Source organism: Pseudomonas sp. NyZ201 (assembly GCF_049860765.1).
Taxonomy (GTDB): domain Bacteria; phylum Pseudomonadota; class Gammaproteobacteria; order Pseudomonadales; family Pseudomonadaceae; genus Aquipseudomonas; species Aquipseudomonas bharatica.
On record NZ_CP187557.1, the window covers coordinates 3,688,180 to 3,708,140 of the forward strand.

Here is a 19,961-nt window from a genome sequence, read left to right on the forward strand (position 1 = left end):
GATCAACCAGGAACCTCCCTGGCAGCGCCCGGGAGAACACCTTCCAAGCAGAACCTCCGCGTTCAGCTTTCAAATACCGGCCGCGACGCCGTCTCGATCGCCGCCATGGCCTCGGCTTCGCTCATCACTCCGCTCTCGGCCATGATCGCCAGCAACGAGCGTCCCTCATTGACCGACTGCCGCGCCAGCTTGCTGACCTTGGCATAGCCCAGGCGCGGTACCAGCGCGGTGGCGACGGCCATGGAGTCGGTGAGATGGGCCAGGTTGCGCGCCTCATCGGCCTGGATACCGGCGATGCATTTTTCGCGAAAGCGCTGGATCCCCTGGGTAAGCAAGGTGATGCTGTCGAACACCCGCGAGGCCACCACCGGCTCGAAATGGTTGATCTCCAGTTCGCCGGCCTGCACTGCCTGGGCCACGGCGACGTCGTTGCCGATCACCGCGAAGCTGAGCTGGATCATGGCCATCGGCAGTACCGGGTTGACCTTGCCCGGCATGATCGAGGAGCCGGCCTGGGCTTCCGGCAGCTTCAGTTCGCCGATACCGGCGACCGGGCCGGAGGACAGCTTGGTCAGGTCGCTGGCGATCTTCGCCAGGGCCGCCGCGCAGGTGCGCAGCTCGGCGGAAACGCGGGAGAACACGTCCATGTTCTGCATGGCATCGAAGGCGTTTTCCGGGGCCTGGTAAGCCACGCCGGTGACCTCGCCCAGATGGCGATACACCGCAGCGCGATAGGCCGCCGGGGCACCGAAACCGGTACCGATGGCGGTGCCGCCCAATGGCAGGGTATGCAGCTTGGCACGCACCGCGACCAGCTCTTCGGCAAGCCGACGGGTGAGCGAAGCGTAGCCGGAGAACAACTGCCCCAGGCGCATCGGCTGGGCATCCTGCAGGCAGGTGCGGCCGAGGTGGAGAACATCGGCGAACTGCACGGCCTTGGCATCGAACTGCGCGGCAAGCTGACGGACCTCATCGATCAGGCCTTCGAGCATGGCGTGAGTAGCGATCTTCAAGGCCGCCGGATAGACATCGTTGGTCGATTGCGAGGCATTGACCTGGTCGTTGGGATGGACGATGTCATAGCTGCCCGCCGCGTGACCCATGAACAACTGGGCGCGGTTGGCCACCACCTCGTTGAAGTTCATGTTGGTCGAGGTACCGCCGGAGCCCTCCAGCAGGTCGACGATCAGCGAGTCATCGCAGTTGCCGGCAATGATGTCCTGGCAGGCGAGGACGATGGCCTCGCTCTGCTCCGGGGAAATCACCCCGCAGTCCAGGTTGGCCAGGGCGGCGGCCCATTTGCATTGGGCAAAGGCATCGCGAAACGCCGGGTAGTGGGCAATGCTCAGCGGCGAAACGCTGAGATTGTCGAAGCCGCGCACGGTGTTGACGCCGTACAGCTTGCCAGCGGGGATCCGCACTTCGCCGACGTAGTCTTGCTCGATCCGCTCGCCGACGCTTTCAAAAATACTCACGGGAATCTTCCTCATCGATGGTTACCAGTGTTTCGACACCTTTGCCCAAGGCGCTCAGCCGCGGCAGGAAGGTGTCCAGGATTACGTTGCGCGCCGTCTCGCAGGCATCGGCGAAGAAGGCGCTGTATTCGTTGCGACGGGCCACCAGGTACAGCGAGCGCTCCAGGCTCAGTTGCGGCACCAGGTGGGCGTTGACGTTTTCCACCCAAGTGCAGGCCTGGAGGAAACACATGGGGCTGGTCACGGCCCAGCCGATGCCGTCGGCGACCATGGCGGTCAGGGCGTCGGCGTTGTCCAGTTCCAGGCGGTTGGGCATGCGCACGCCGAGCCCGCGCATATGCCGCTCGATCTGCAGGCCGACCTGGGACAGGCGGTTGAAGCGCACCACCGGCAGCACGTTGGCCAGGGCGCGCAGGTCGTCGAGACCCTGCAGCGGTTTGTCCAGTGCCTTCGGGGTGATTACGAAGTAGCGCTCGGTGAACAACCGGTAGCGCACCACGTCGTTGGCGTCCATCAGGGGGTCGCTGGTGATGATCAGGTCGAGGTCACGGCGCAGCAGCGACTCGCCCTGTTGCGGGCTGAGGCCGGTGCGTACCGACAACTGCGTGACCCTTTCCAGCATCTGCCGGGTAAAGGCCGAACCGCAGGTAGCGGCGAAGGAGTCCACCAGGCCGATGCGCAGGTCGGGCTTGACCCCGCGCCCGGCGTCGAGCACCTGGGCCTTGAGGTTGCACAGCTCCTCGCTAAGGATCGCGCCGCGGTTGCGCAAGGCCAGGCCGAACGGCGTCAGGGTCAGCGGCCGGGTGGTGCGATCGACCAGGATCACGCCGAGATCGTCCTCCAGTTGCCGGACCATCTGCGATACCCCCGACTGGGAAATCCCCATGCGGCTTGCCGCCCCCGACATGCTGCCCTCCTCGGTCACGGCGACGAACACCTGCACCGCGTACATATCGATAAGCTTGCCGGCTGGCATGGGCATCTCCTCTCGGGTTACTTGGTGTCGGCGAAGCCCAGCGGCGCGGGCTCGCCCTCGCCTTCCGGGCTCACTGCAGCCAAGGCTTCCTGGCTGGTTTCCGGGGCGAACAGATGGCAGAACACTCCGCCGAACAGCAGCACCGCGACACATACGCCCAGGGCGGCATGAATGCCCAGGTGCTGCACGGCAATCGGCAGCAGGAACGTGGCGAAGGCCGAGCCGAAGCGGCTGGCGGCCACCGCCAGGCCGATGCCCGAGGCGCGCAGGTGGGTCGGGAACAGTTCCGGTGGGTAGACGAATTCGAGGTTCACGGCCGCCGCCAGTACGCAGGCGAAGAAACCGAAGGCCAGGATGGTGCCCAGGGGGCCGAATCCGCCATAGGCCAGCACGGCGAGACCGATGGCGCTGAGGTAGAAGGTGCCGACCAGGAAGGCGCGACGGGAAATCCGGTCGATGATCAGCAGGCCGAGCAGCGCGCCGATCATCAACAACACGTTGTAAACCAGGCCGCCGACGAATTTGTCCTGCACATCCAGCGCTTCAAGCACCCGGGGCGAGAAGGTACCGAGGGCGAAGAACGGGATCACCTGGCAGGTGTAGAACACGCAGCCGACCAGGGTATTGCGGCGCCAGCGCCTGCTCATCAGTTCGCCGAGGCCACCGCGTTTCTTCGCCATGGCAGGCGCTGCGGCCGGCAAGGTCACGTGAGGACCGAACCTGGCATGGATGATCGCCAGCGCTTCGGCGCTACGCCCTTTGGCCATCAGCCAGATCGGCGATTCGGGCACGCCCAGGCGCAGCGGCAGGATCAGCAAGGCCGGCACGCCGCTCAACGCCAGCATCAGGCGCCAGGCATCCGGGCCGATATCGCGGATGGCGAAGCCCACCAGGTAAGCCGCGACGTAACCCGCCGCCCAGGCTGCCGCCAGCACGCTTAGCAAACGCCCGCGATAACGGCGTGGGGCAAACTCGGTGACCAGCGACTTGGACACGACATAGTCGAAGCCGAGCACCAGGCCCAGCAGCAAGCGCAAGGCCAGCAACTGCTCAGGAGAAGTGACGAAGAACTGCGACGCGGAGATTACCGCGAACAGCAGCATGTCCCAGGCGAAGATGGTGCGCCGACCGAACTTGTCGGCCAGCGGACCGGCGAACAGACTGCCGATGAACAAGCCCGCCAGCGACGCCGCGCCGAGCAGCCCCATCCATAGCGCGGTCAATTGCAAAGGCCCCGCCGCCATGCTCACGGCGATGCCGATGATGCCCAACACGAATCCATCGCTGAACTGCCCTCCTGTTCCGCTGAAAACCGTTCGAATATGAAAACGGCTCAACGGAAGGTCTTCGAACGCTACCTGGCTCATTCGTATCTCCACCTGTTGTTCTAGTTGTGGGGACCGGTATGGGTGACCGGATTACGCTCGAGTGTACGGCTGCATATTCAGGGAAACAGCATGTGTAATCGGAGTATCAGGATTGTTGATACTAGCTGCCGTGATTCCTGATGACAGCGGTTTCTTTGCACATCTTCATGTTCGCGGCAGGCACCCAGCCCGGGTGCCTGATCATGAACCGATCACAAGTTAGGATTTTCCCGTAGTGCAGCCGCCCAGCATAATGGGACAAGGAAACGCACCTTGATGGTGCGAATACTCAGGAGAGCAAGGTATGGATTCGATTTATCTGGTAGTGGCCGTGGGTGCCGTGGTGGCGGGGTTCGTGCAGGGGCTTTCCGGATTTGCCTTCGGCCTGGTTGCCATGTCGTTCTGGGCCTGGGTGCTGGACCCCAAGCTGGCGGCCACCCTGGCGGTGTTCGGTGCCTTGCTTGGACAAGTGGTGGCGGCGATCTCGGTGCGCCGTGGTTTCGATATCAAGCAACTGGCGCCCTTCGTGGTCGGCGGCCTGCTCGGCATTCCCCTCGGCGTGGCGCTGCTGCCGCAACTGGACATGGACTGGTTCAAGGCGATCCTCGGCACACTGCTGGTGCTGTGGTGCCCGATCATGCTGATGGCCAAGCGCTTGCCGGTGATTGCCTTCGGTGGCCGGATTGCCAACGGCGGGGTCGGCTTCGCGGGCGGGATCATGGGCGGACTGGGTGGCTTCACTGGCACCCTGCCGACCCTCTGGTGCACCCTGCGCGGCTATGATCGCGATACCCAGCGCTCGATCATCCAGAACTTCAACCTGTCCATGCTGCTGGTGACCATGGCCACCTACCTGGGCTCGGGCATCGTTACCCGGGACATGTGGCCGATGTTCGCCATCGTCGCACCGGCCATGCTCGTTCCGACCTTCCTCGGCACCCGCCTGTACTTCGGCATCAGCGACGTGCGCTTTCGTCAGTTGGTACTCGGTCTGCTGACCGCCTCGGGCATTGCCTTGCTGGTGTCCTCGGTGCCAAACCTGCTGGCCTGAGCCAGGCCAACAGGCCAGCAACGGGTAGCGCCGGCGTGGAAAACCCTACGCGAGGTATTCGCGCAGACCGTCGCGCAGTTGCAGCATTCGCGCGCAGTGCTCGGGCTTGACGGTGAAAATGGCGAGTTCGAGAACATAGGGCATGGGCAGGACACTTCCTTGGGTTTGATGAAGCTCCAGTATCCGCAGGTCATCCTGACAGCGTACTGTCAGTACGCCAGGCCGTGGATTGATGGCGCATGTAGGTGCGCAGGGCGATTTGCGGGCTGTCACGCCAGGGTTCCTCGCTGGTGAGGATCGAGGCGATACGGTCGACGCGGAAATCGCGGTAGGCCGAGCGGGTGTTGCACCAACTGCCAACCGTCCACTTGCCACCCCAGTAGAACAGGCCGATGGGCTGGATCAGGCGTCGCGAGACCGCACCGTCAAGGCTGGTGTAGGTGATCTGCAATACCCGCTTGTGCTCGATGGCCTGGCGCAGGGTGCTGAGGTGACCGCGGGTCATGGCGGTGCTGCTGTTCAGCGCGCGGATCGGGCTCTGTTGCGGATCGCTGGTTTGTTGCGGCGCGCTGGCCGCGACCTTGCTCAGCAAGGTGCGCGCGGCACTGGAGAGCTCGTTGTCGGCGCTGTCGGCGAGCATTTCCATGCCCAGGGTCAGGGCGTCCACCTCGATGCGGCTCAGGCGCAGTGGCGGCATCTCGAACGCGGCGTCGAGGGCGTAGCCGATACCCGTGGTGCCGTAGACCGGTACGCCGCTCAGGGACAGGTCGTCGATATAGCGGTAGATGGAGCGCACGGACACACCGATCCGTTCGGCCAGGCGCTCGGCGGTGATCGGCTGGTGAACGCGGATCAGGTTCACCAGTTGGAACAGGCGGTCGGCCTTGTGCATGTGAGGTACCTCGTGTCCGTGTTGAATCAAGAGCTTTTCTGTTGTCCTTACGGGCCTCATCGCTGGCAAGCCAGCTCCCACGGGGACCTTGTGGGAGCTGGCTTGTCGGACCGCCGCACCGCAGCGATGAGGCCCTCAACAACGAGACCCGCTAACGGGTCACCACCGAAATCCTTTTCCCACCCTGCTCCGCCACTTCCTGGGCCTGCCCGTCGCGCTGCTTGCCCTGCCTGGCCAGCCCGACCAGCCGGGGAATCAACGGTCCTTCCGGCAGATGCCGCCAGAAGCGTCCCGGCATATGCATGCGCAAGGCATCGGGATTGACCCGCGCCGGGTTGAAAGTGTGGCGGTAATAGGTCAGCCACAGGTCCGCATCAGGGTCATCGGCCTGCTCCGCCCACTGCCGCCATTCAGGCGGGCACTGGCGGCGGTAATCAAAGTCCCTGCCGTCGTAACGAATGCCATCGCGCGAGGTGGCGATCAACCAGCGCTGGCGGCCCAGGCGCTCGGCAAAATGCCCGCTGGCGGTTTGGAGAATGTCATGGGCAGGTTCATGGAAGGCCACCAGGTCCAGTTGCAGCTGTTCTGCAACCGCCGCCGGCAACGGCACGAAACGGACGAAGGCATGCAGATGGTGCGCCTCGCGGGTGACCTGCTTGATCCGCCGTTGCAGTTCACTGCCCAGGCGATCGCCCGCGAGCATGGCGGTGCGGTCGCCGTGGGCCACCCGCCAGAGCACTTCGTAGAGCAGGTTCCAGCGCTGCTCGCCGCGATATCGGGCGGCCAGTTGCAACTGCGCCAGCAGTTCCGCCGGCACCTTCGCCCGGAACGGCCCGGGGCCGTCGGGCAAGCCATCGGCCACGGCGAGCAAATCCTGGATCGGGCCCTGCCCCCAGTTCACCTGCGCCGGATCGATGCCATGGCCAAGCAGCACCCGCGCCTGATCGCGCCAGGTGGCGAAGTCATCATCGCAGTCGAGGGCGATCATCCCCACAACCCCATCTGCACCGGCGCCACCGGGTCACGCAGACGGGCACGCAGCAGGCCGCTGCGGGTTTCCGCCAGGGCCGGGCGGTAGTCGCTGGTAACGATGAACGGCCTGGCCTTGTCCAGCACGCAGCGCAACTGGATCAGGTCGTCGTAGCGCACCCGTCGCTCGCGACGCAGCGCCACCAGGCGCTGTACGCTGCGCAGGCCGATACCCGGGATACGCGCCAGCAGGGCCGGCTCGGCCCGGTTGATATCCACCGGAAACACCTCGCGGTTGGACAGCGCCCAGGCCAGCTTGGGGTCGATGTCCAGGGCAAGGTTGCTCGCCTCGCTGAGCAGCTCGCCTGCCTTGTAGCCGTAGCCGCGCATCAGGAAGTCGGCCTGGTACAGGCGGTGCTCGCGCAACAGCGGTGGTGCAGCCAGGGGCACGCTATCGGGGCTGTCGGGGATCGGGCTGAAGGCGGAGTAATACACGCGCTTGAGGCCGTAGCCCTGATAAAGCGATTCGGCATTGCGCAGGATGGTGCGGTCGTCCGAAGTGTCGGCACCGACGATCATCTGCGTGCTCTGCCCGGCCGGCGTGAAACGCGGCGCCCTCGCCTCGCCGGCCACCGCCTGCTGCCCGCGATGGATGGTGCCCATGGCCTGGCGGATGGTGGCCACCTGCTTTTCCGGAGCCAGGCGCTTGAGGCTGGCATCGCTGGGCAGCTCGATATTGACGCTGAGGCGGTCGGCCAGGCGTCCGGCTTCCTCGATCAGCAGCGGGTCGGCGTCGGGGATGGTCTTGAGGTGGATATAGCCGCGGAAGTCATGCTCCTCGCGCAGCAGGCGCGCCACCCGGACCAGTTGTTCCATGGTGTAGTCGGCCGAGCGAATGATGCCTGAGCTGAGGAACAGCCCGCTGATGCAGTTGCGCCGGTAGAAATCCAGGGTCAGGCGCACCACTTCCTCGGGCGTGAAGCGCGCCCGCGGCACGTTGCTGGAACGGCGGTTTACGCAGTACTGGCAGTCGTACAGACAGAAGTTGGTGAGCAGCACCTTGAGCAGCGAGACGCAGCGCCCGTCGGGCGTATAGCTGTGGCAGATGCCCATGCCGTTGGTCGCGCCAAGCCCGTCGCTGCCCTTCGAGCTGCGCTTGGGGGCGCCACTGCTGGCGCATGACGCGTCGTACTTGGCGGCATCGGCGAGGATGCCGAGCTTGGCGATGAGTTGCATGGGGAGCCTTTCCCGAATACTGAATATCCATACAGTATTTCGAGATTGACCGGAGTGCAAGGGCCTGTTGTCGGTCTAGCCACAGCGACCACACCCTCGCCTTCAACAGTAGAGGCACATAGCCCAAGCATTCTCTTTACCAGCTCAAATAGAACATGCCCTTGGCCAGCACCACGATCAGCAACAGATGAGTAAAGACGCTGGCATGGATGAAGCGAACCGCCTGCGCCGTCATGCGCCCGCTGCGCATCAGCCACAGCGCGGTAAGGAAATGCCCGAGCACGCTGACGGCGACAAGGATCTTCACTCCCAGCAAGGTGCCGAAGGGCGACGTCCAGGGCGTTGCCAACTGCGCCATGTAGCGCTCGCGGACCATGCCGGCCCCGGCACCGAACAACACCAGCAACACCCAGGGCATCAGCCGCCGGGCGCGTTGGCCGACAGCGTGTTCGAGCATCATCATCATGCGATCGGGCAACTGGCGACGGATCCCGCCGAGAAACAGCACTTCGAAGAACACGGTGCCGATAAAGACGATGGCAGCGAACAGGTGTAGGGTCAGCAGAACGGGATAGATCATGGCGGGGCCTCATTGTGCCGGCCAGACTAACCGTGCCGCGGCACTCCGGGCTTGACGCCCGTCAAGCCGGTGGAACTCTGCTCCGGCGCGGTATTTCGAATCTCATATCGACAGCCGCTTCGCCAGGAGGCACCCGATGCATAACCTCGAAACCCCGCGCCTGAAGCTGGGCGTGTTCAATCCGCTGGACAGCCTCGGCCAGGCGCTGATCGCCGCCGCGCTGCATCGCCAGCACGAAGTGAGCGCGCTGCTCGACGATCTCAACGGCATCACTGCGCGTCCCGGCTTGCGCTGCAAGCTGGGCAGCCTGGAGTCGGTGGAGACGGTCAAGCAGGCGATTGCCGGGCTGGATGCGGTATTCGCCTGCCTTGGCGGGGAACGCCAGGAAGACCTGCCGGCGCGCTGTGGTTGCCTGATCGACGGTGCGCTCGCCCTCGGTGATGCCGGCGCGCCGGGGTTGTTCCTGGTTGGCCGCTGGGAATGGCTGGTGGACTCCGACGACAGCGGCGACGAAGCCCTGGGTGCGGGGCTGCGGCGCAGCCTGGACGCCAGCGGACTGGACTGGACGCTGGTGGAGATGCCGCCATTGGCAGCCGGGTTGCGGGTCGATGATTTCAGTGGCGAGGCCACGACCATCGGCAGCGAGGCCCGACGGGCGCTGGACTGTGCCGAGGCACTGCTCGACGAGCTGCGCCTTGGGCTGCACCGGCATCAGTGCCTGCGCTTGCGCGGCGCAAACGGAGGGCGTGATTGATGTCCGGCCCCGATGCGCTTCATCAGATCTTCGGCCTGGTGCTGCTGGCCATGGCCTTCAGCGCGTTCATTCTGTTCGTACGAAGTTATCGACCGGCGGGCGTAAGCGGGCGTTGGTACGACCTGGTGCTGGGCTTTATCGCCCTGTGGCTGGCGTTGTGGCCGGAGCTGGGTCATTTCATCGGAGACCCGAGCCTGGCCAGAGGGCTGGGGCTGCTGCTGCAAGGCATCGCTACGGCGGCGGGGTGCATTCTCGGGGCCTTGGTGGCGAAGGCCTTGCGCTTGTTGCTGCTTGAAAGACGACGGCCTGTGCAGAACAGAAACCATGAGCCAGACCAGAAACATGGCAGGACTCCGCGGTAGAAATCAGGCTTTCGCCTACTCGCTTGATCGTTTGGGTTCTGCCATCCTGCAACGATGTCTAATAGCCATCACCGCAGACGATATCCCGAATGACCTACATAACGCGAATTTGTTACAACGAATCCAACTGGCAGCATCCAACCGGGAGCGCAACGGAGGCCAGGACGACTTATTACTCCCGGCATCGTTACGGTCACGAGGAATGGCTGTTCCGCTTCGAGTGGCAGATTGGCGGTTGGCAGTACGGATTTCTTCAGGGTGTGAACAAGGGGCGTAAAACCCGGCTCAAGTCTGGAGAACGTGCTGGAGAAGTGGTTCTTTTCACGATCACTCCCCGCGGACGTCGTTACGTAGCCAGAATCAGGCATATCGAGTTCCTGGACGAAGCGCAAAGCAATGCCGCGCTGGAAATCTATAAAAGGAATGGCTGGTTCAAGCAGATGTTGAAGGAGATCGACAAGGTCGAAGGTGTCAAGGAAAGCCTGGGAAATACCAACTGGGCCCGTTACATGCTGAATGTCCGCTTTCGCCCGGAAGATGTCGAATGGTTTCCCGAGGATACCCTGGCGACATCCAGTGATCCGGTCATGCACTGGAATCGCTACCAATTGATCGCGCCGGATCAGGACTATGTGGTGCCTGAAACGGGTGTTAAACGTCCTGTCAGGATTGGCGTGAGCGTCCCCCCGCAGCAGCGTAACTACTTCAGGAACGGGTCGGAGGGGCGCGAATGCTCGCCCGAACACGACATGATTCGCAGCGCACTGTGTCAGGAGCTCGAACGGGAATATCCAGACGCGAAGATCGTTTGCGAAGAGAACTACGTGGACGTCACGGTCGTCACCGCCAGCGAGCGTATCCTGTTTGAAGTCAAGTCGGACTTGTCGACCCGTCGCGTATTGCGCCTGGCAATCGGTCAGTTGCTGGAGTACGCCTGGTACTGGGAGCCGCACACTGATCGGAACACCCGACTGGTGGCAGTAGGCAGAACGTCGCTCGACGCAGCCGACAGTAGCTATCTCGACTTCCTCTCTAAGACACTCGGGCTCCCCTTGAGCTATCGCCAGGTCAAGCTTCCATCGGAAGCCTGAACGCTTTATGGCAACGCGCTTGCAGGGCTATCCGCAATTGCGAAGGTGGGAATAAGACAGACCCCGGCGAACTTCCCGACGGTCATCCCACCCGCCTCAGACCTCGCGTAACATTTCGCAACCCCTTATTCAGCAAAACGCCATCGCCGTGCGCTTCCCGGCCATCGATACCGGCAAAAGCGCATCCCGCCCTTTCGATATGTATCGAGTACGGGCACAATGCGGCTCTTTTTTTGGCTGGCCTACCCGGAGCCTCGAAGTGATCAAGACCCCGTACTACCTCATCGACAAACAAAAGCTGCTGGGCAACCTGGAGAAGATCGCCTATGTGCGCGAGAACTCCGGGGCCAAGGCCCTGCTTGCGCTGAAGTGCTTCGCCACCTGGTCGGTGTTCGACCTGATGCAGCAGTACATGGACGGCACCACTTCGTCCTCGCTCTACGAGCTCAAGCTCGGTCGCCAGAAGTTCGCCGGCGAGACCCACGCCTACAGCGTGGCCTGGGCCGACGACGAGATCGACGAGATGCTGGTCAACTGCGACAAGATCATCTTCAACTCCATCGGCCAGCTGCAGCGCTTTGCCGAAGCGTCCGAGGGCAAGGTCCGTGGTCTGCGGGTCAACCCGCAGGTGAGCAGCTCCGACTACCTGCTGGCCGACCCGGCGCGCCCGTTCAGCCGCCTCGGCGAATGGGATCCGGTCAAGGTTGAAAGCGTGATCGAGCAGATCTCCGGCTTCATGTTCCACAACAATTGCGAGAACGGCGATTTCGACCTGTTCGACAAGATGCTCGGCACCATCGAGGAACGCTTCGGCCACCTGTTGCACCAGGTCGAGTGGGTCAGCCTGGGCGGCGGCATCCACTTCACCGGCGAAGGCTACGCCCTGGATGCGTTCTGCGCGCGCCTGAAGTCGTTCTCCGAAACCTACGGCGTACAGGTCTACCTGGAGCCGGGCGAAGCGGCGATCACCAACAGCGCCTCGCTGGAAGTGACCGTGCTCGACACCCTGTACAACGGCAAGCACCTGGCCGTGGTCGACAGCTCGATCGAAGCGCACATGCTCGACCTGCTGATCTACCGCCTCAACGCCAAGATGGCCCCCAACGATGGCGAGCACACCTGGATGGTCTGCGGCAAATCGTGCCTGGCCGGCGACATCTTCGGCGAGTACCAATTCGATCGTCCGCTGACCATCGGCGATCGGCTGTCGTTCATCGACGCCGCTGGCTACACCATGGTCAAGAAAAACTGGTTCAACGGCCTGAAAATGCCGTCCATCGTAGTGAAACAACTCGACGGTAGCGTCGAGGTGGTTCGTGAGTTCGGTTTCGAAGACTACCTGTCCAGCCTTTCCTGAGCTGGCAGATAAGGAGAGATAGAGAATTGAAGAAGAACGTTCTTATCATTGGTGCAGGAGGTGTCGCCAAGGTGGTGGCCCACAAGTGCGCGCAGCACAACGACGAACTCGGTCGTATTGCAATTGCGTCGCGGAACATCTCCAAATGCCAGGCCATCATCGACAGCGTCAAGGCCAAGGGTAGCCTCAAGGTACCCGCCGACATCCTGGCCTTTTCGCTCAATGCCCTCGATGTCGAGGCGACCAAGGCGCTGATCCGCGAGACCGAATCGCAGATCGTGATCAACGTCGGCTCCGCCTTCCTCAACATGTCGGTGCTGCGTGCCTGCATCGATACCGGTGTCGCCTACCTGGACACCGCAATCCACGAAGAACCGGGCAAGATCTGCGAAACCCCGCCCTGGTATGGCAACTACGAGTGGAAACACCTCGAGGAATGCCAGCAGAAGAACATTACCGCCATTCTCGGTGTCGGCTTCGACCCGGGTGTGGTCAACGCCTACGCGGCGCTGGCGAAGCAGCAGTATTTCGACCGCATCGACTCGATCGATATTCTCGACGTCAATGCCGGGTCGCACGGCAAGTACTTCGCCACCAACTTCGATCCGGAAATCAACTTCCGTGAATTCACCGGGCAGGTGTGGAGCTGGCAGAACAGCCAGTGGACCAGCAACACCATGTTCGAAGTGAAGCGTACCGACGACCTGCCGGTAGTCGGCTCGCAGAACCTCTACCTCACCGGCCACGATGAAGTGCACTCGCTGTCGAAGAACCTCGACGTGCCCAACGTGCGTTTCTGGATGAGCTTCGGCGAGCATTACATCAATGTGTTCACCGTACTGAAGAACCTCGGCCTGCTCTCCGAACAGCCGGTGAAAACCGCCGAAGGCCTGGAAGTGGTGCCATTGAAAGTGGTCAAGGCCGTGCTGCCGGATCCGGCCTCGCTGGCCCCCGGCTACACCGGCAAGACCTGCATCGGCGACCTGGTCAAGGGCACCAAGGATGGCCAGCCGCGCGAGGTCTTCATCTACAACGTGGCCGACCACGAGGAAGCCTACGCCGAGACCGACAGCCAGGGCATTTCCTACACTGCCGGCGTACCGCCAGTGGCGGCGGCCCTGCTGGTCGCCCGCGGCCAGTGGGACGTGCAGCGCATGGTCAACGTCGAAGAACTGCCGGCCGAACCGTTCCTGCACGCCCTTGACGTGATGGGTCTGCCGACCCGGGTCAAGGACGAGAACGGTGATCGTCCGTGGGCTTGATAGAGTCCGCTGCGTGAAAAAAAGGGGCGCCTGAGAAGGCGCCCCTTTTTCGTTATGAATGTCTCAGGACCGACACTGCCCCTGTGGGAGCTGGCTTGCCAGCGATAGCAGTAGTGCCTTCACCGCCGCTATCGCTGGCTAGCCAGCTCCCACAGGGCCTCAACCGAACTGCTCACGGTACTCGCTGGGCGTCACGCCCAGCCTTTCGCTGAATACCTGGCGCATGTAGCGCACGCTGCCAAAGCCGCTGCGCCAGGCCACGGTCTTCAGTGGCAGGTCCTCGCTTTCCAGCAACGCCCGGGCCCGGTCGATGCGGGCGTTCTGCAGGAAGGCCATCGGCGTCATGTTGACCTCGCGCATGAACACCCGGGAAAAATGCCGCGGGCTCATGGCCGCCAGCGCCGCCATGCGTGCGATGCCGAACGGTTCGTCGAGATGGGCCAGTACATGGTTCTGGACCCGGGTGATCGGTGTCTCTTCCTTGGCCACCTCCCCCGCCAGTGGGCTGAAACGCGCCTGGCCACCCTGGCGCTTCATCACTACCAGCAGCACCTTGGCCACGTCCTGGGCGACCTTCTTGCCGTGATCCTCGGCAACCACCGCCAGCGCCAGGTCGATACCCGCCGTCACGCCACCGGAGGTGATCAACTGGCGATCACGCACGAAGATCTGGTCGGTCTCCACCCGGGTTTTCGGAAACGCCCTGATCAACCGCTCGGTGTAGTGCCAATGAGTGGTCGAGCGGTAACCGTCGAGCAGCCCGGCATGCCCGAGAATGAAGGCTCCCGTGCAGATCGATCCATAGCACCGGGCACGCGTGGCCACATCCTTGAGCCACAGGCTCAGCGGTGGACAGATCTCGTTGTAGGCCCCTGGCCCACCGGGAACCAGCAACAGGTCCCACTGCCCTTGTCGGGGATCGATCAACGCATCCGGCAGCACACTGATGCCGTTCGAAGCACGGATCGCCCCCGGTACGGCCCCGAGGGTGGTGATCCGGTAATGGTCCTCGGGCTTGAGGTAACGGTTGGCAATGGAGAACACCTCCAGCGGCCCCGCCATGTCGAGCAGGAGAAAATCCGGGAATAACACCATGGCCACGCTTTTCATCGAAACAAGTCACCGCAGATCAGGAGAACAGTGCGACGCATTATGACCCTTCCTGCAGACGGATCGAAAAGCAGCGAAAGATTGTCCACCATGAGGAGACAGTCATTCCATCTCCACCTACTTATTGCGTGCCGAGGTAAACAGTAATCTACCTCCATCAAAACGCGGTTGCTCTTTCGCAACCCCGACCTGACAAGGAGATACATCATGCTGACCCTGCGCAAAGCTTCCGACCGCGGCCTGGCCAACCATGGCTGGCTGAAGTCCTTCCACACCTTCTCCTTCGCTCACTACCGTAACCCGGCCGAGCAAGGTTTTTCCGACCTGCTGGTAATCAATGATGACCGGGTCAGCGAAGGCAAGGGGTTCGGCCAGCACCCGCACCGCGACATGGAGATTTTCTCCTACGTGCTCGAAGGCGCGCTGGAGCACAAGGACAGCATGGGGACCGGCTCGGTGATCCGCCCGGGCGACGTTCAGCTGATGAGCGCAGGCCGTGGCGTCACCCACAGCGAGTTCAACCACTCCCATGACGAGCCGGTGCACTTCCTGCAGATCTGGATCGTTCCGGCGGTGGTGGGTGCCGAACCGCGCTACCAGCAAGCGCACTACGGCGCCGAGGAAAAACGCGGTCGGCTGAAGCTGATCATCTCGCCGGACGGCGCCGACGGTTCGCTGCAGATCCGCCAGGACGCGCGGGTCTATGCCGGCCTGTTCGATGGCCAGGAAAGCGCCACCCTGAAACTGCCGGCCGAGCGCAATGCCTACGTCCATGTGGCCCGCGGCAGCGTGGTGCTCAACGGCCTGCAACTGAACGAAGGCGACGGCGTGCGCCTGCGTCAGGAGCAGATCCTCGAACTGCGCGATGGCGAGGATGCCGAAGTGCTGGTGTTCGACCTGCGTCCGCACGAACTGCCCGGAATGGCCTGAGCCGCATCACTACGAGCCCTGGAGAGTCAGGGCTCGTAGCCTTCCACGATGATCACTTCCGCCTTCGCCACCCCCTGTCGGTGGCGGCAGGCGTCCTGGTACTGCGCCGAGCGATAGCACGCCACGGCCTGCTCATACGAGTCGAACTCGATCACCACGCTGCGTTGCGGGGTCGCTCGTCCTTCCATCGCCTCGCTGCGCCCGCCCCGGGCCAGCAACTTGCCACCGAATGCCGCGAAAGCCGCCGGTGCGCGCTGGGTGTACTGCTGGTACTGCTGTGGATCCGTTACATCGACGTGGGCGATCCAGTAGGCCTTCATGGGTCACGCTCCTCTTGGCGGGGTGTATTGGTATTATGGTATACCATAATTCTTTACGAACCACAGTGAGCGCGCGGCAATGGCTTTCAACAGCATCGAAGAAATCCTCGAAGATTACCGTCAGGGCAGGATGGTCCTGCTGGTTGACGATGAGGACCGTGAAAACGAAGGCGACCTGCTGATTGCCGCCGAGCGTTGCGACGCCGCGGCTATCAGCTTCATGGCCCGCGAGGCGCGCGGCCTGATCTGCCTGACCCTGACCGACGAGCACTGCCAGCGCCTGGGGCTGGAGCAGATGGTGCCGGCCAATGGCAGTGCATTCAGCACGGCCTTTACCGTATCGATAGAAGCGGCGCGGGGGGTCACCACCGGCATTTCCGCTGCCGATCGTGCCTGCACGGTAGCGGCTGCGGTCGCCCCGGATGCGACCGCCGACGACCTGGTCCAGCCCGGGCATATCTTTCCCCTGCGTGCTCGCGAAGGCGGCGTGCTGACCCGGGCCGGGCATACCGAGGCGGGTTGCGACCTTGCGCGACTGGCCGGCTTCTCCCCCGCTTCGGTAATCGTCGAGGTATTGAACGATGATGGCAGCATGGCCCGGCGTCCGGACCTGGAGATCTTCGCAGCCAGGCATGGCATCAAGATCGGCACCATTGCCGACCTGATCCATTACCGCTTGAGCACCGAACAGACGGTCAAGCGCATCGGCGAACGGGAACTGCCGACGGTGCATGGCACCTTCCGCCTGGTGACCTACGAAGACCGCATCGAAGGTGGCGTGCACATGGCCATGGTCATGGGTGACATCCGCCGCGAACAGCCGACCCTGGTGCGGGTGCACGTGATCGATCCACTGCGCGACCTGGTCGGAGCCGAGTACGCCGGGCCGGCGAACTGGACCTTATGGGCAGCGTTGCAGAAGGTCGCGGCCGAAGGCGCCGGAGTGGTGGTCATTCTTGCCAACCATGAATCGTCGCAAGCCCTGCTGGAGCGGGTGCCGCACCTGACCCGGCCGCCACGGCCGTACCAGCGCGGCACGAGCAGAACCTACTCCGAAGTCGGCACCGGGGCCCAGATCCTGCAGGACCTGGGCGTGGGCAAGCTGCGCCATCTCGGGCCGCCGCTGAAATATGCCGGCTTGACCGGGTATGACCTGGAGGTGGTGCAGAGCATTCCGTTTGAAGAAGGGATGGTGGGCTGAACTCCAGGTTCTTCATCGCCCTTCAGGGCCTCAACTTCTCCACAAGACCCTCAAAAAACAACCCCAGAGTGATGGCCGGTCGCCCCACCCCTCTTGCGAAAAGTTTGGAATACCATAATATGATATCCCGTAGACCTTAAAGCTGCAGGGCCGGCACCTACAATCACAAACGGCCAACCGACACTTTGGAAAAGCTGCTCCCCGAACTGATTGGCGGGCGACAGAAAGCCCGCCTCGAATAACAAAAGCAACGAGGGCGTAACCATGCTGTTGAACAAACGTGTAACCGCAGTGCTGTCCGCCAGCCTGCTGACCCTGGCATGCCAGGTTGTCCAGGCCGCCGACAGCCTGAACTTCGTCAGTTGGGGCGGTACCACCCAGGACGCGCAGAAAGCCGCCTGGGCCGAGCCCTTCAGCAAGAGCACCAGCATCAAGGTCGTGCAGGACGGCCCTACCGACTACGGCAAGCTCAAGGCCATGGTGGAAAGCGGCAACGTGCAGTGGGACGTGGTCGACGTCGAAGCCGACTTCGCCCTGCGCGCCGCCGCCGAAGGCCTGCTCGAACCCCTGGACTTCAACACCATCCAGCGCGACCGCATCGACCCCCGCTTCGTCTCCGACCACGGCGTAGGCTCGTTCTTCTTCTCCTTCGTGCTCGGTTTCAACGAAGGCAAGCTCGGCGGCAACAAGCCCCAGGACTGGAGCGCGCTGTTCGATACCAAGACCTACCCGGGCAAACGCGCCCTGTACAAGTGGCCAAGCCCTGGCGTGCTCGAACTGGCCCTGCTGGCCGACGGCGTGCCGGCCGACAAGCTCTATCCGCTGGATCTGGATCGCGCCTTCAAGAAACTCGACACCATCAAGAAGGACATCGTCTGGTGGGGCGGCGGCGCCCAGTCCCAGCAACTGCTGGCTTCCGGCGAGGCGAGCCTCGGCCAGTTCTGGAACGGTCGCGTCTACGCCCTGCAACAGGACGGCGCACCGGTGGGCGTGAGCTGGAAACAGAACCTGGTCATGGCCGATTTCCTCGTGGTGCCAAAGGGCGCGAAAAACAAGGATGCGGCCATGAAGTTCCTGGCCAACGCCGCCAGCGCCAAGGGCCAGGCCGAGTTCGCCAACCAGACTGCCTACGCCCCGGTGAACCTGGACTCGGTCAGCCTGCTCAAGCCCGAACTCGCACCGAACCTGCCCACCGCCTACGCTCAGGATCAGGTCACCCTGGATTTCGCCTACTGGGCGCAGAACGGTCCGGCAATCGCTACCCGCTGGAATGAGTGGCTGGTCAAATGAAAGTCGCCATCAACGCCTTGCAATCGGCGACCGGTGCCAGCGGTACCGGCGCCCAGGGAGCGGCCATGAGCCTTTCGCCCACCCTGCGCCAGCGCTGGCGCGGTAGCCGCAACCTGCTGCCGGCCCTGCTGTTCCTCGGCCTGTTCTTCTTCGCGCCACTGGTCGGCCTGCTGCTGCGCGGCGTGCTGGAACCGGTGCCGGGGCTGGGCAACTACGAGCAACTGTTCGCCAACTCGGCCTATGCCCGGGTGCTGTTCAACACCTTCTCGGTGGCCGGCCTGGTCACCCTGATCAGCGTGCTGCTCGGCTTTCCCCTGGCCTGGGCGATCACCCTGGTGCCCCGCGGCTGGGGCCGCTGGCTGCTGAACATCGTGCTGCTGTCGATGTGGACCAGCCTGCTGGCGCGGACCTACTCCTGGCTGGTGCTGCTGCAGGCGTCGGGTGTGATCAACAAGGCGTTGATGGCCCTGGGCATCATCGATGCCCCGCTGGAGATGGTGCATAACCTGACGGGCGTGGTGATCGGCATGAGCTACATCATGATTCCGTTCATCGTCCTGCCGCTGCAGGCGACCATGCAGGCCATCGACCCGATGGTGCTGCAGGCCGGTTCGATCTGCGGCGCCAGCCCGTGGACCAACTTCTTCAAGGTGTTCCTGCCGCTGTGCCGTTCGGGCCTGTTCTCCGGAGCCTTGATGGTCTTCGTAATGTCCCTGGGCTACTACGTGACCCCGGCCCTGCTCGGCGGCGCCCAGAACATGATGCTGCCGGAGTTCATCGTCCAGCAGGTGCAGTCGTTCCTTAACTGGGGCCTGGCCAGCGCCGCCGCGGCGTTGCTGATCGTCATCACCCTGGTGCTGTTCTACTTCTATCTGAAGCTGCAACCGGAATCCCCGGTTGGCAACGCGAGGTAAGCGACCATGCTCCTGACTCCCAATGCCATGGGCCGGCGCCTGCGCTTCGGGCTCTATGCCACGACCGGGCTGATCGCACTGTTCCTGCTGCTGCCGATCGTGTTCATCGTGCTGTTGTCGTTCGGCTCTTCGCAGTGGCTGGTATTCCCGCCACCGGGCTGGACGCTCAAGTGGTACGGCCAATTCTTCTCCAATGCCGAGTGGATGGACGCGGCCCTGGCCAGCCTCAAGGTCGCCGTGCTGACCACCGTCTGCGCCGTGGCCCTGGGCTTGCCCACGGCCTTCGCCCTGGTGCGCGGGCGCTTCCCTGGCCGCGAGATGCTTTACGGCCTGTTCACCCTGCCGATGATCGTACCGCTGGTGATCATCGCCGTGGCGGTGTACGCACTGTTCCTCAAGCTGGGCTGGACCGGAACCCTGTTTTCCTTCGTGGTCAGCCACGTGATCGTCGCCCTGCCCTTCACCATCATCTCGATCATCAACTCGCTGAAGCTGTTCGACCAGTCGATCGAGGACGCCGCGGTGATCTGCGGCGCCTCGCGCCTGCAAGCGGTGTTCAAGGTGACCTTCCCCGCCATTCGTCCCGGCATGATCGCCGGCGCGCTGTTCGCCTTCCTCGTATCGTGGGACGAGGTGGTGCTGAGCGTGATGATGGCCAGCCCCAACCTGCAGACCCTTCCCGTGAAAATGTGGACCACCCTGCGCCAGGACCTGACGCCCGTGATCGCCGTCGCCTCGACGCTGCTGATCGGCCTATCGGTGCTGGTCATGGTGATCGCCGCCGCCCTGCGCCGGCGCAACGAAGTCAGCGCCTGAGCGCCTGG

20 protein-coding genes are annotated in these 19,961 nt (G+C 63.3%); 11 read left to right on the top strand and 9 right to left on the bottom strand.

The window, feature by feature from the left end:
* Positions 1-62 precede the first annotated feature (62 nt).
* From ACPFMA_RS16305 to ACPFMA_RS16315, 3 genes are read right to left on the bottom strand one after another with little or no spacing between them, the layout of a single operon-like run.
* The gene (locus ACPFMA_RS16305; protein ID WP_425928228.1) at positions 63-1,475 is read right to left on the bottom strand and encodes an aspartate ammonia-lyase; all 1,413 of its coding nucleotides are present in this window, start codon (positions 1,473-1,475) and stop codon (positions 63-65) included.
* Positions 1,462-2,451: a LysR family transcriptional regulator gene (locus ACPFMA_RS16310; protein WP_425928229.1), complete on the bottom strand. Its 990-nt coding sequence runs from the start codon at positions 2,449-2,451 to the stop codon at positions 1,462-1,464. Before ACPFMA_RS16310 ends, ACPFMA_RS16305 begins: the two co-directional genes overlap by 14 nt.
* 17 nt (positions 2,452-2,468) lie before the next feature.
* Entirely contained in the window at positions 2,469-3,818 is a 1,350-nt protein-coding gene (locus ACPFMA_RS16315; protein ID WP_420059552.1) for an MFS transporter, read from the bottom strand.
* 304 nt (positions 3,819-4,122) lie between these two features.
* Here ACPFMA_RS16315 and ACPFMA_RS16320 point away from each other — a divergent pair, with 304 nt between their 5' ends.
* Positions 4,123-4,869, top strand: a complete 747-nt coding sequence (locus ACPFMA_RS16320) for a sulfite exporter TauE/SafE family protein (RefSeq protein WP_425928230.1) — start codon at positions 4,123-4,125, stop codon at positions 4,867-4,869.
* A 190-nt stretch (positions 4,870-5,059) separates the two neighbouring features.
* Here ACPFMA_RS16320 and ACPFMA_RS16325 read toward each other — a convergent pair whose 3' ends face one another.
* The 4 genes from ACPFMA_RS16325 to ACPFMA_RS16340 all read right to left on the bottom strand — a co-directional run bounded on the left by ACPFMA_RS16325 (position 5,060) and on the right by ACPFMA_RS16340 (position 8,546).
* Complete coding sequence (locus tag ACPFMA_RS16325; RefSeq protein ID WP_425928231.1) at positions 5,060-5,761, bottom strand: helix-turn-helix transcriptional regulator; 702 nt, start codon at positions 5,759-5,761, stop codon at positions 5,060-5,062.
* A 151-nt stretch (positions 5,762-5,912) separates the two neighbouring features.
* Entirely contained in the window at positions 5,913-6,749 is an 837-nt protein-coding gene (locus tag ACPFMA_RS16330) for a TIGR03915 family putative DNA repair protein (protein ID WP_420059548.1), read from the bottom strand.
* Positions 6,746-7,966 carry a putative DNA modification/repair radical SAM protein gene (locus tag ACPFMA_RS16335; protein ID WP_009407089.1) on the bottom strand — a complete coding sequence of 407 codons (1,221 nt, stop codon included), beginning with the start codon at positions 7,964-7,966 and terminating at the stop codon, positions 6,746-6,748. The genes ACPFMA_RS16330 and ACPFMA_RS16335 overlap by 4 nt, the downstream gene beginning before the upstream one ends.
* A gap of 136 nt (positions 7,967-8,102) precedes the next feature.
* Complete coding sequence (locus tag ACPFMA_RS16340) at positions 8,103-8,546, bottom strand: CopD family copper resistance protein (RefSeq protein ID WP_425928232.1); 444 nt, start codon at positions 8,544-8,546, stop codon at positions 8,103-8,105.
* 136 nt (positions 8,547-8,682) lie between these two features.
* Here ACPFMA_RS16340 and ACPFMA_RS16345 point away from each other — a divergent pair, with 136 nt between their 5' ends.
* The 5 genes from ACPFMA_RS16345 (at position 8,683) to ACPFMA_RS16365 (ending at position 13,372) form a co-directional block, all read left to right on the top strand.
* Positions 8,683-9,300, top strand: coding sequence for an NAD(P)H-binding protein (locus tag ACPFMA_RS16345; protein ID WP_420059546.1), 618 nt, complete (start codon positions 8,683-8,685; stop codon positions 9,298-9,300).
* Positions 9,300-9,662, top strand: coding sequence for a hypothetical protein (locus ACPFMA_RS16350; RefSeq protein ID WP_009407097.1), 363 nt, complete (start codon positions 9,300-9,302; stop codon positions 9,660-9,662). Before ACPFMA_RS16345 ends, ACPFMA_RS16350 begins: the two co-directional genes overlap by 1 nt.
* An 89-nt stretch (positions 9,663-9,751) precedes the next feature.
* Positions 9,752-10,753 (top strand): hypothetical protein, encoded by a 1,002-nt coding sequence (locus ACPFMA_RS16355; protein WP_420059542.1) that lies wholly within the window; start codon positions 9,752-9,754, stop codon positions 10,751-10,753.
* A gap of 259 nt (positions 10,754-11,012) precedes the next feature.
* Positions 11,013-12,110 carry a carboxynorspermidine decarboxylase gene (locus tag ACPFMA_RS16360; RefSeq protein ID WP_420059541.1) on the top strand — a complete coding sequence of 366 codons (1,098 nt, stop codon included), beginning with the start codon at positions 11,013-11,015 and terminating at the stop codon, positions 12,108-12,110.
* A 26-nt stretch (positions 12,111-12,136) separates the two neighbouring features.
* Positions 12,137-13,372, top strand: a complete 1,236-nt coding sequence (locus ACPFMA_RS16365; protein ID WP_420059540.1) for a saccharopine dehydrogenase family protein — start codon at positions 12,137-12,139, stop codon at positions 13,370-13,372.
* 159 nt (positions 13,373-13,531) lie between these two features.
* Here ACPFMA_RS16365 and ACPFMA_RS16370 read toward each other — a convergent pair whose 3' ends face one another.
* On the bottom strand, positions 13,532-14,482 hold the full coding sequence (locus ACPFMA_RS16370; protein ID WP_420058881.1) for a GlxA family transcriptional regulator: 951 nt from the start codon (positions 14,480-14,482) through the stop codon (positions 13,532-13,534).
* 207 nt (positions 14,483-14,689) lie between these two features.
* Here ACPFMA_RS16370 and ACPFMA_RS16375 point away from each other — a divergent pair, with 207 nt between their 5' ends.
* Positions 14,690-15,412 (top strand): pirin family protein, encoded by a 723-nt coding sequence (locus ACPFMA_RS16375; RefSeq protein ID WP_064304147.1) that lies wholly within the window; start codon positions 14,690-14,692, stop codon positions 15,410-15,412.
* A gap of 26 nt (positions 15,413-15,438) precedes the next feature.
* On the opposite strand, the gene ACPFMA_RS16380 is transcribed toward ACPFMA_RS16375, so the two are convergent.
* The gene (locus ACPFMA_RS16380; protein WP_064304146.1) at positions 15,439-15,732 is read right to left on the bottom strand and encodes a DUF1330 domain-containing protein; all 294 of its coding nucleotides are present in this window, start codon (positions 15,730-15,732) and stop codon (positions 15,439-15,441) included.
* A gap of 79 nt (positions 15,733-15,811) precedes the next feature.
* On the opposite strand from ACPFMA_RS16380, the gene ribBA reads away from it, so the two are divergent.
* The 4 genes from ribBA to ACPFMA_RS16400 all read left to right on the top strand — a co-directional run bounded on the left by ribBA (position 15,812) and on the right by ACPFMA_RS16400 (position 19,953).
* Complete coding sequence (ribBA, locus tag ACPFMA_RS16385; protein WP_425928233.1) at positions 15,812-16,933, top strand: bifunctional 3,4-dihydroxy-2-butanone-4-phosphate synthase/GTP cyclohydrolase II; 1,122 nt, start codon at positions 15,812-15,814, stop codon at positions 16,931-16,933.
* Between the two features lie 264 nt (positions 16,934-17,197).
* Positions 17,198-18,223 (top strand): polyamine ABC transporter substrate-binding protein, encoded by a 1,026-nt coding sequence (locus ACPFMA_RS16390; RefSeq protein ID WP_425928234.1) that lies wholly within the window; start codon positions 17,198-17,200, stop codon positions 18,221-18,223.
* The gene (locus ACPFMA_RS16395) at positions 18,220-19,137 is read left to right on the top strand and encodes an ABC transporter permease (protein WP_420058879.1); all 918 of its coding nucleotides are present in this window, start codon (positions 18,220-18,222) and stop codon (positions 19,135-19,137) included. The genes ACPFMA_RS16390 and ACPFMA_RS16395 overlap by 4 nt, the downstream gene beginning before the upstream one ends.
* A gap of 6 nt (positions 19,138-19,143) precedes the next feature.
* Positions 19,144-19,953 (top strand): ABC transporter permease, encoded by an 810-nt coding sequence (locus ACPFMA_RS16400; protein WP_279900193.1) that lies wholly within the window; start codon positions 19,144-19,146, stop codon positions 19,951-19,953.
* Positions 19,954-19,961 lie beyond the last annotated feature (8 nt).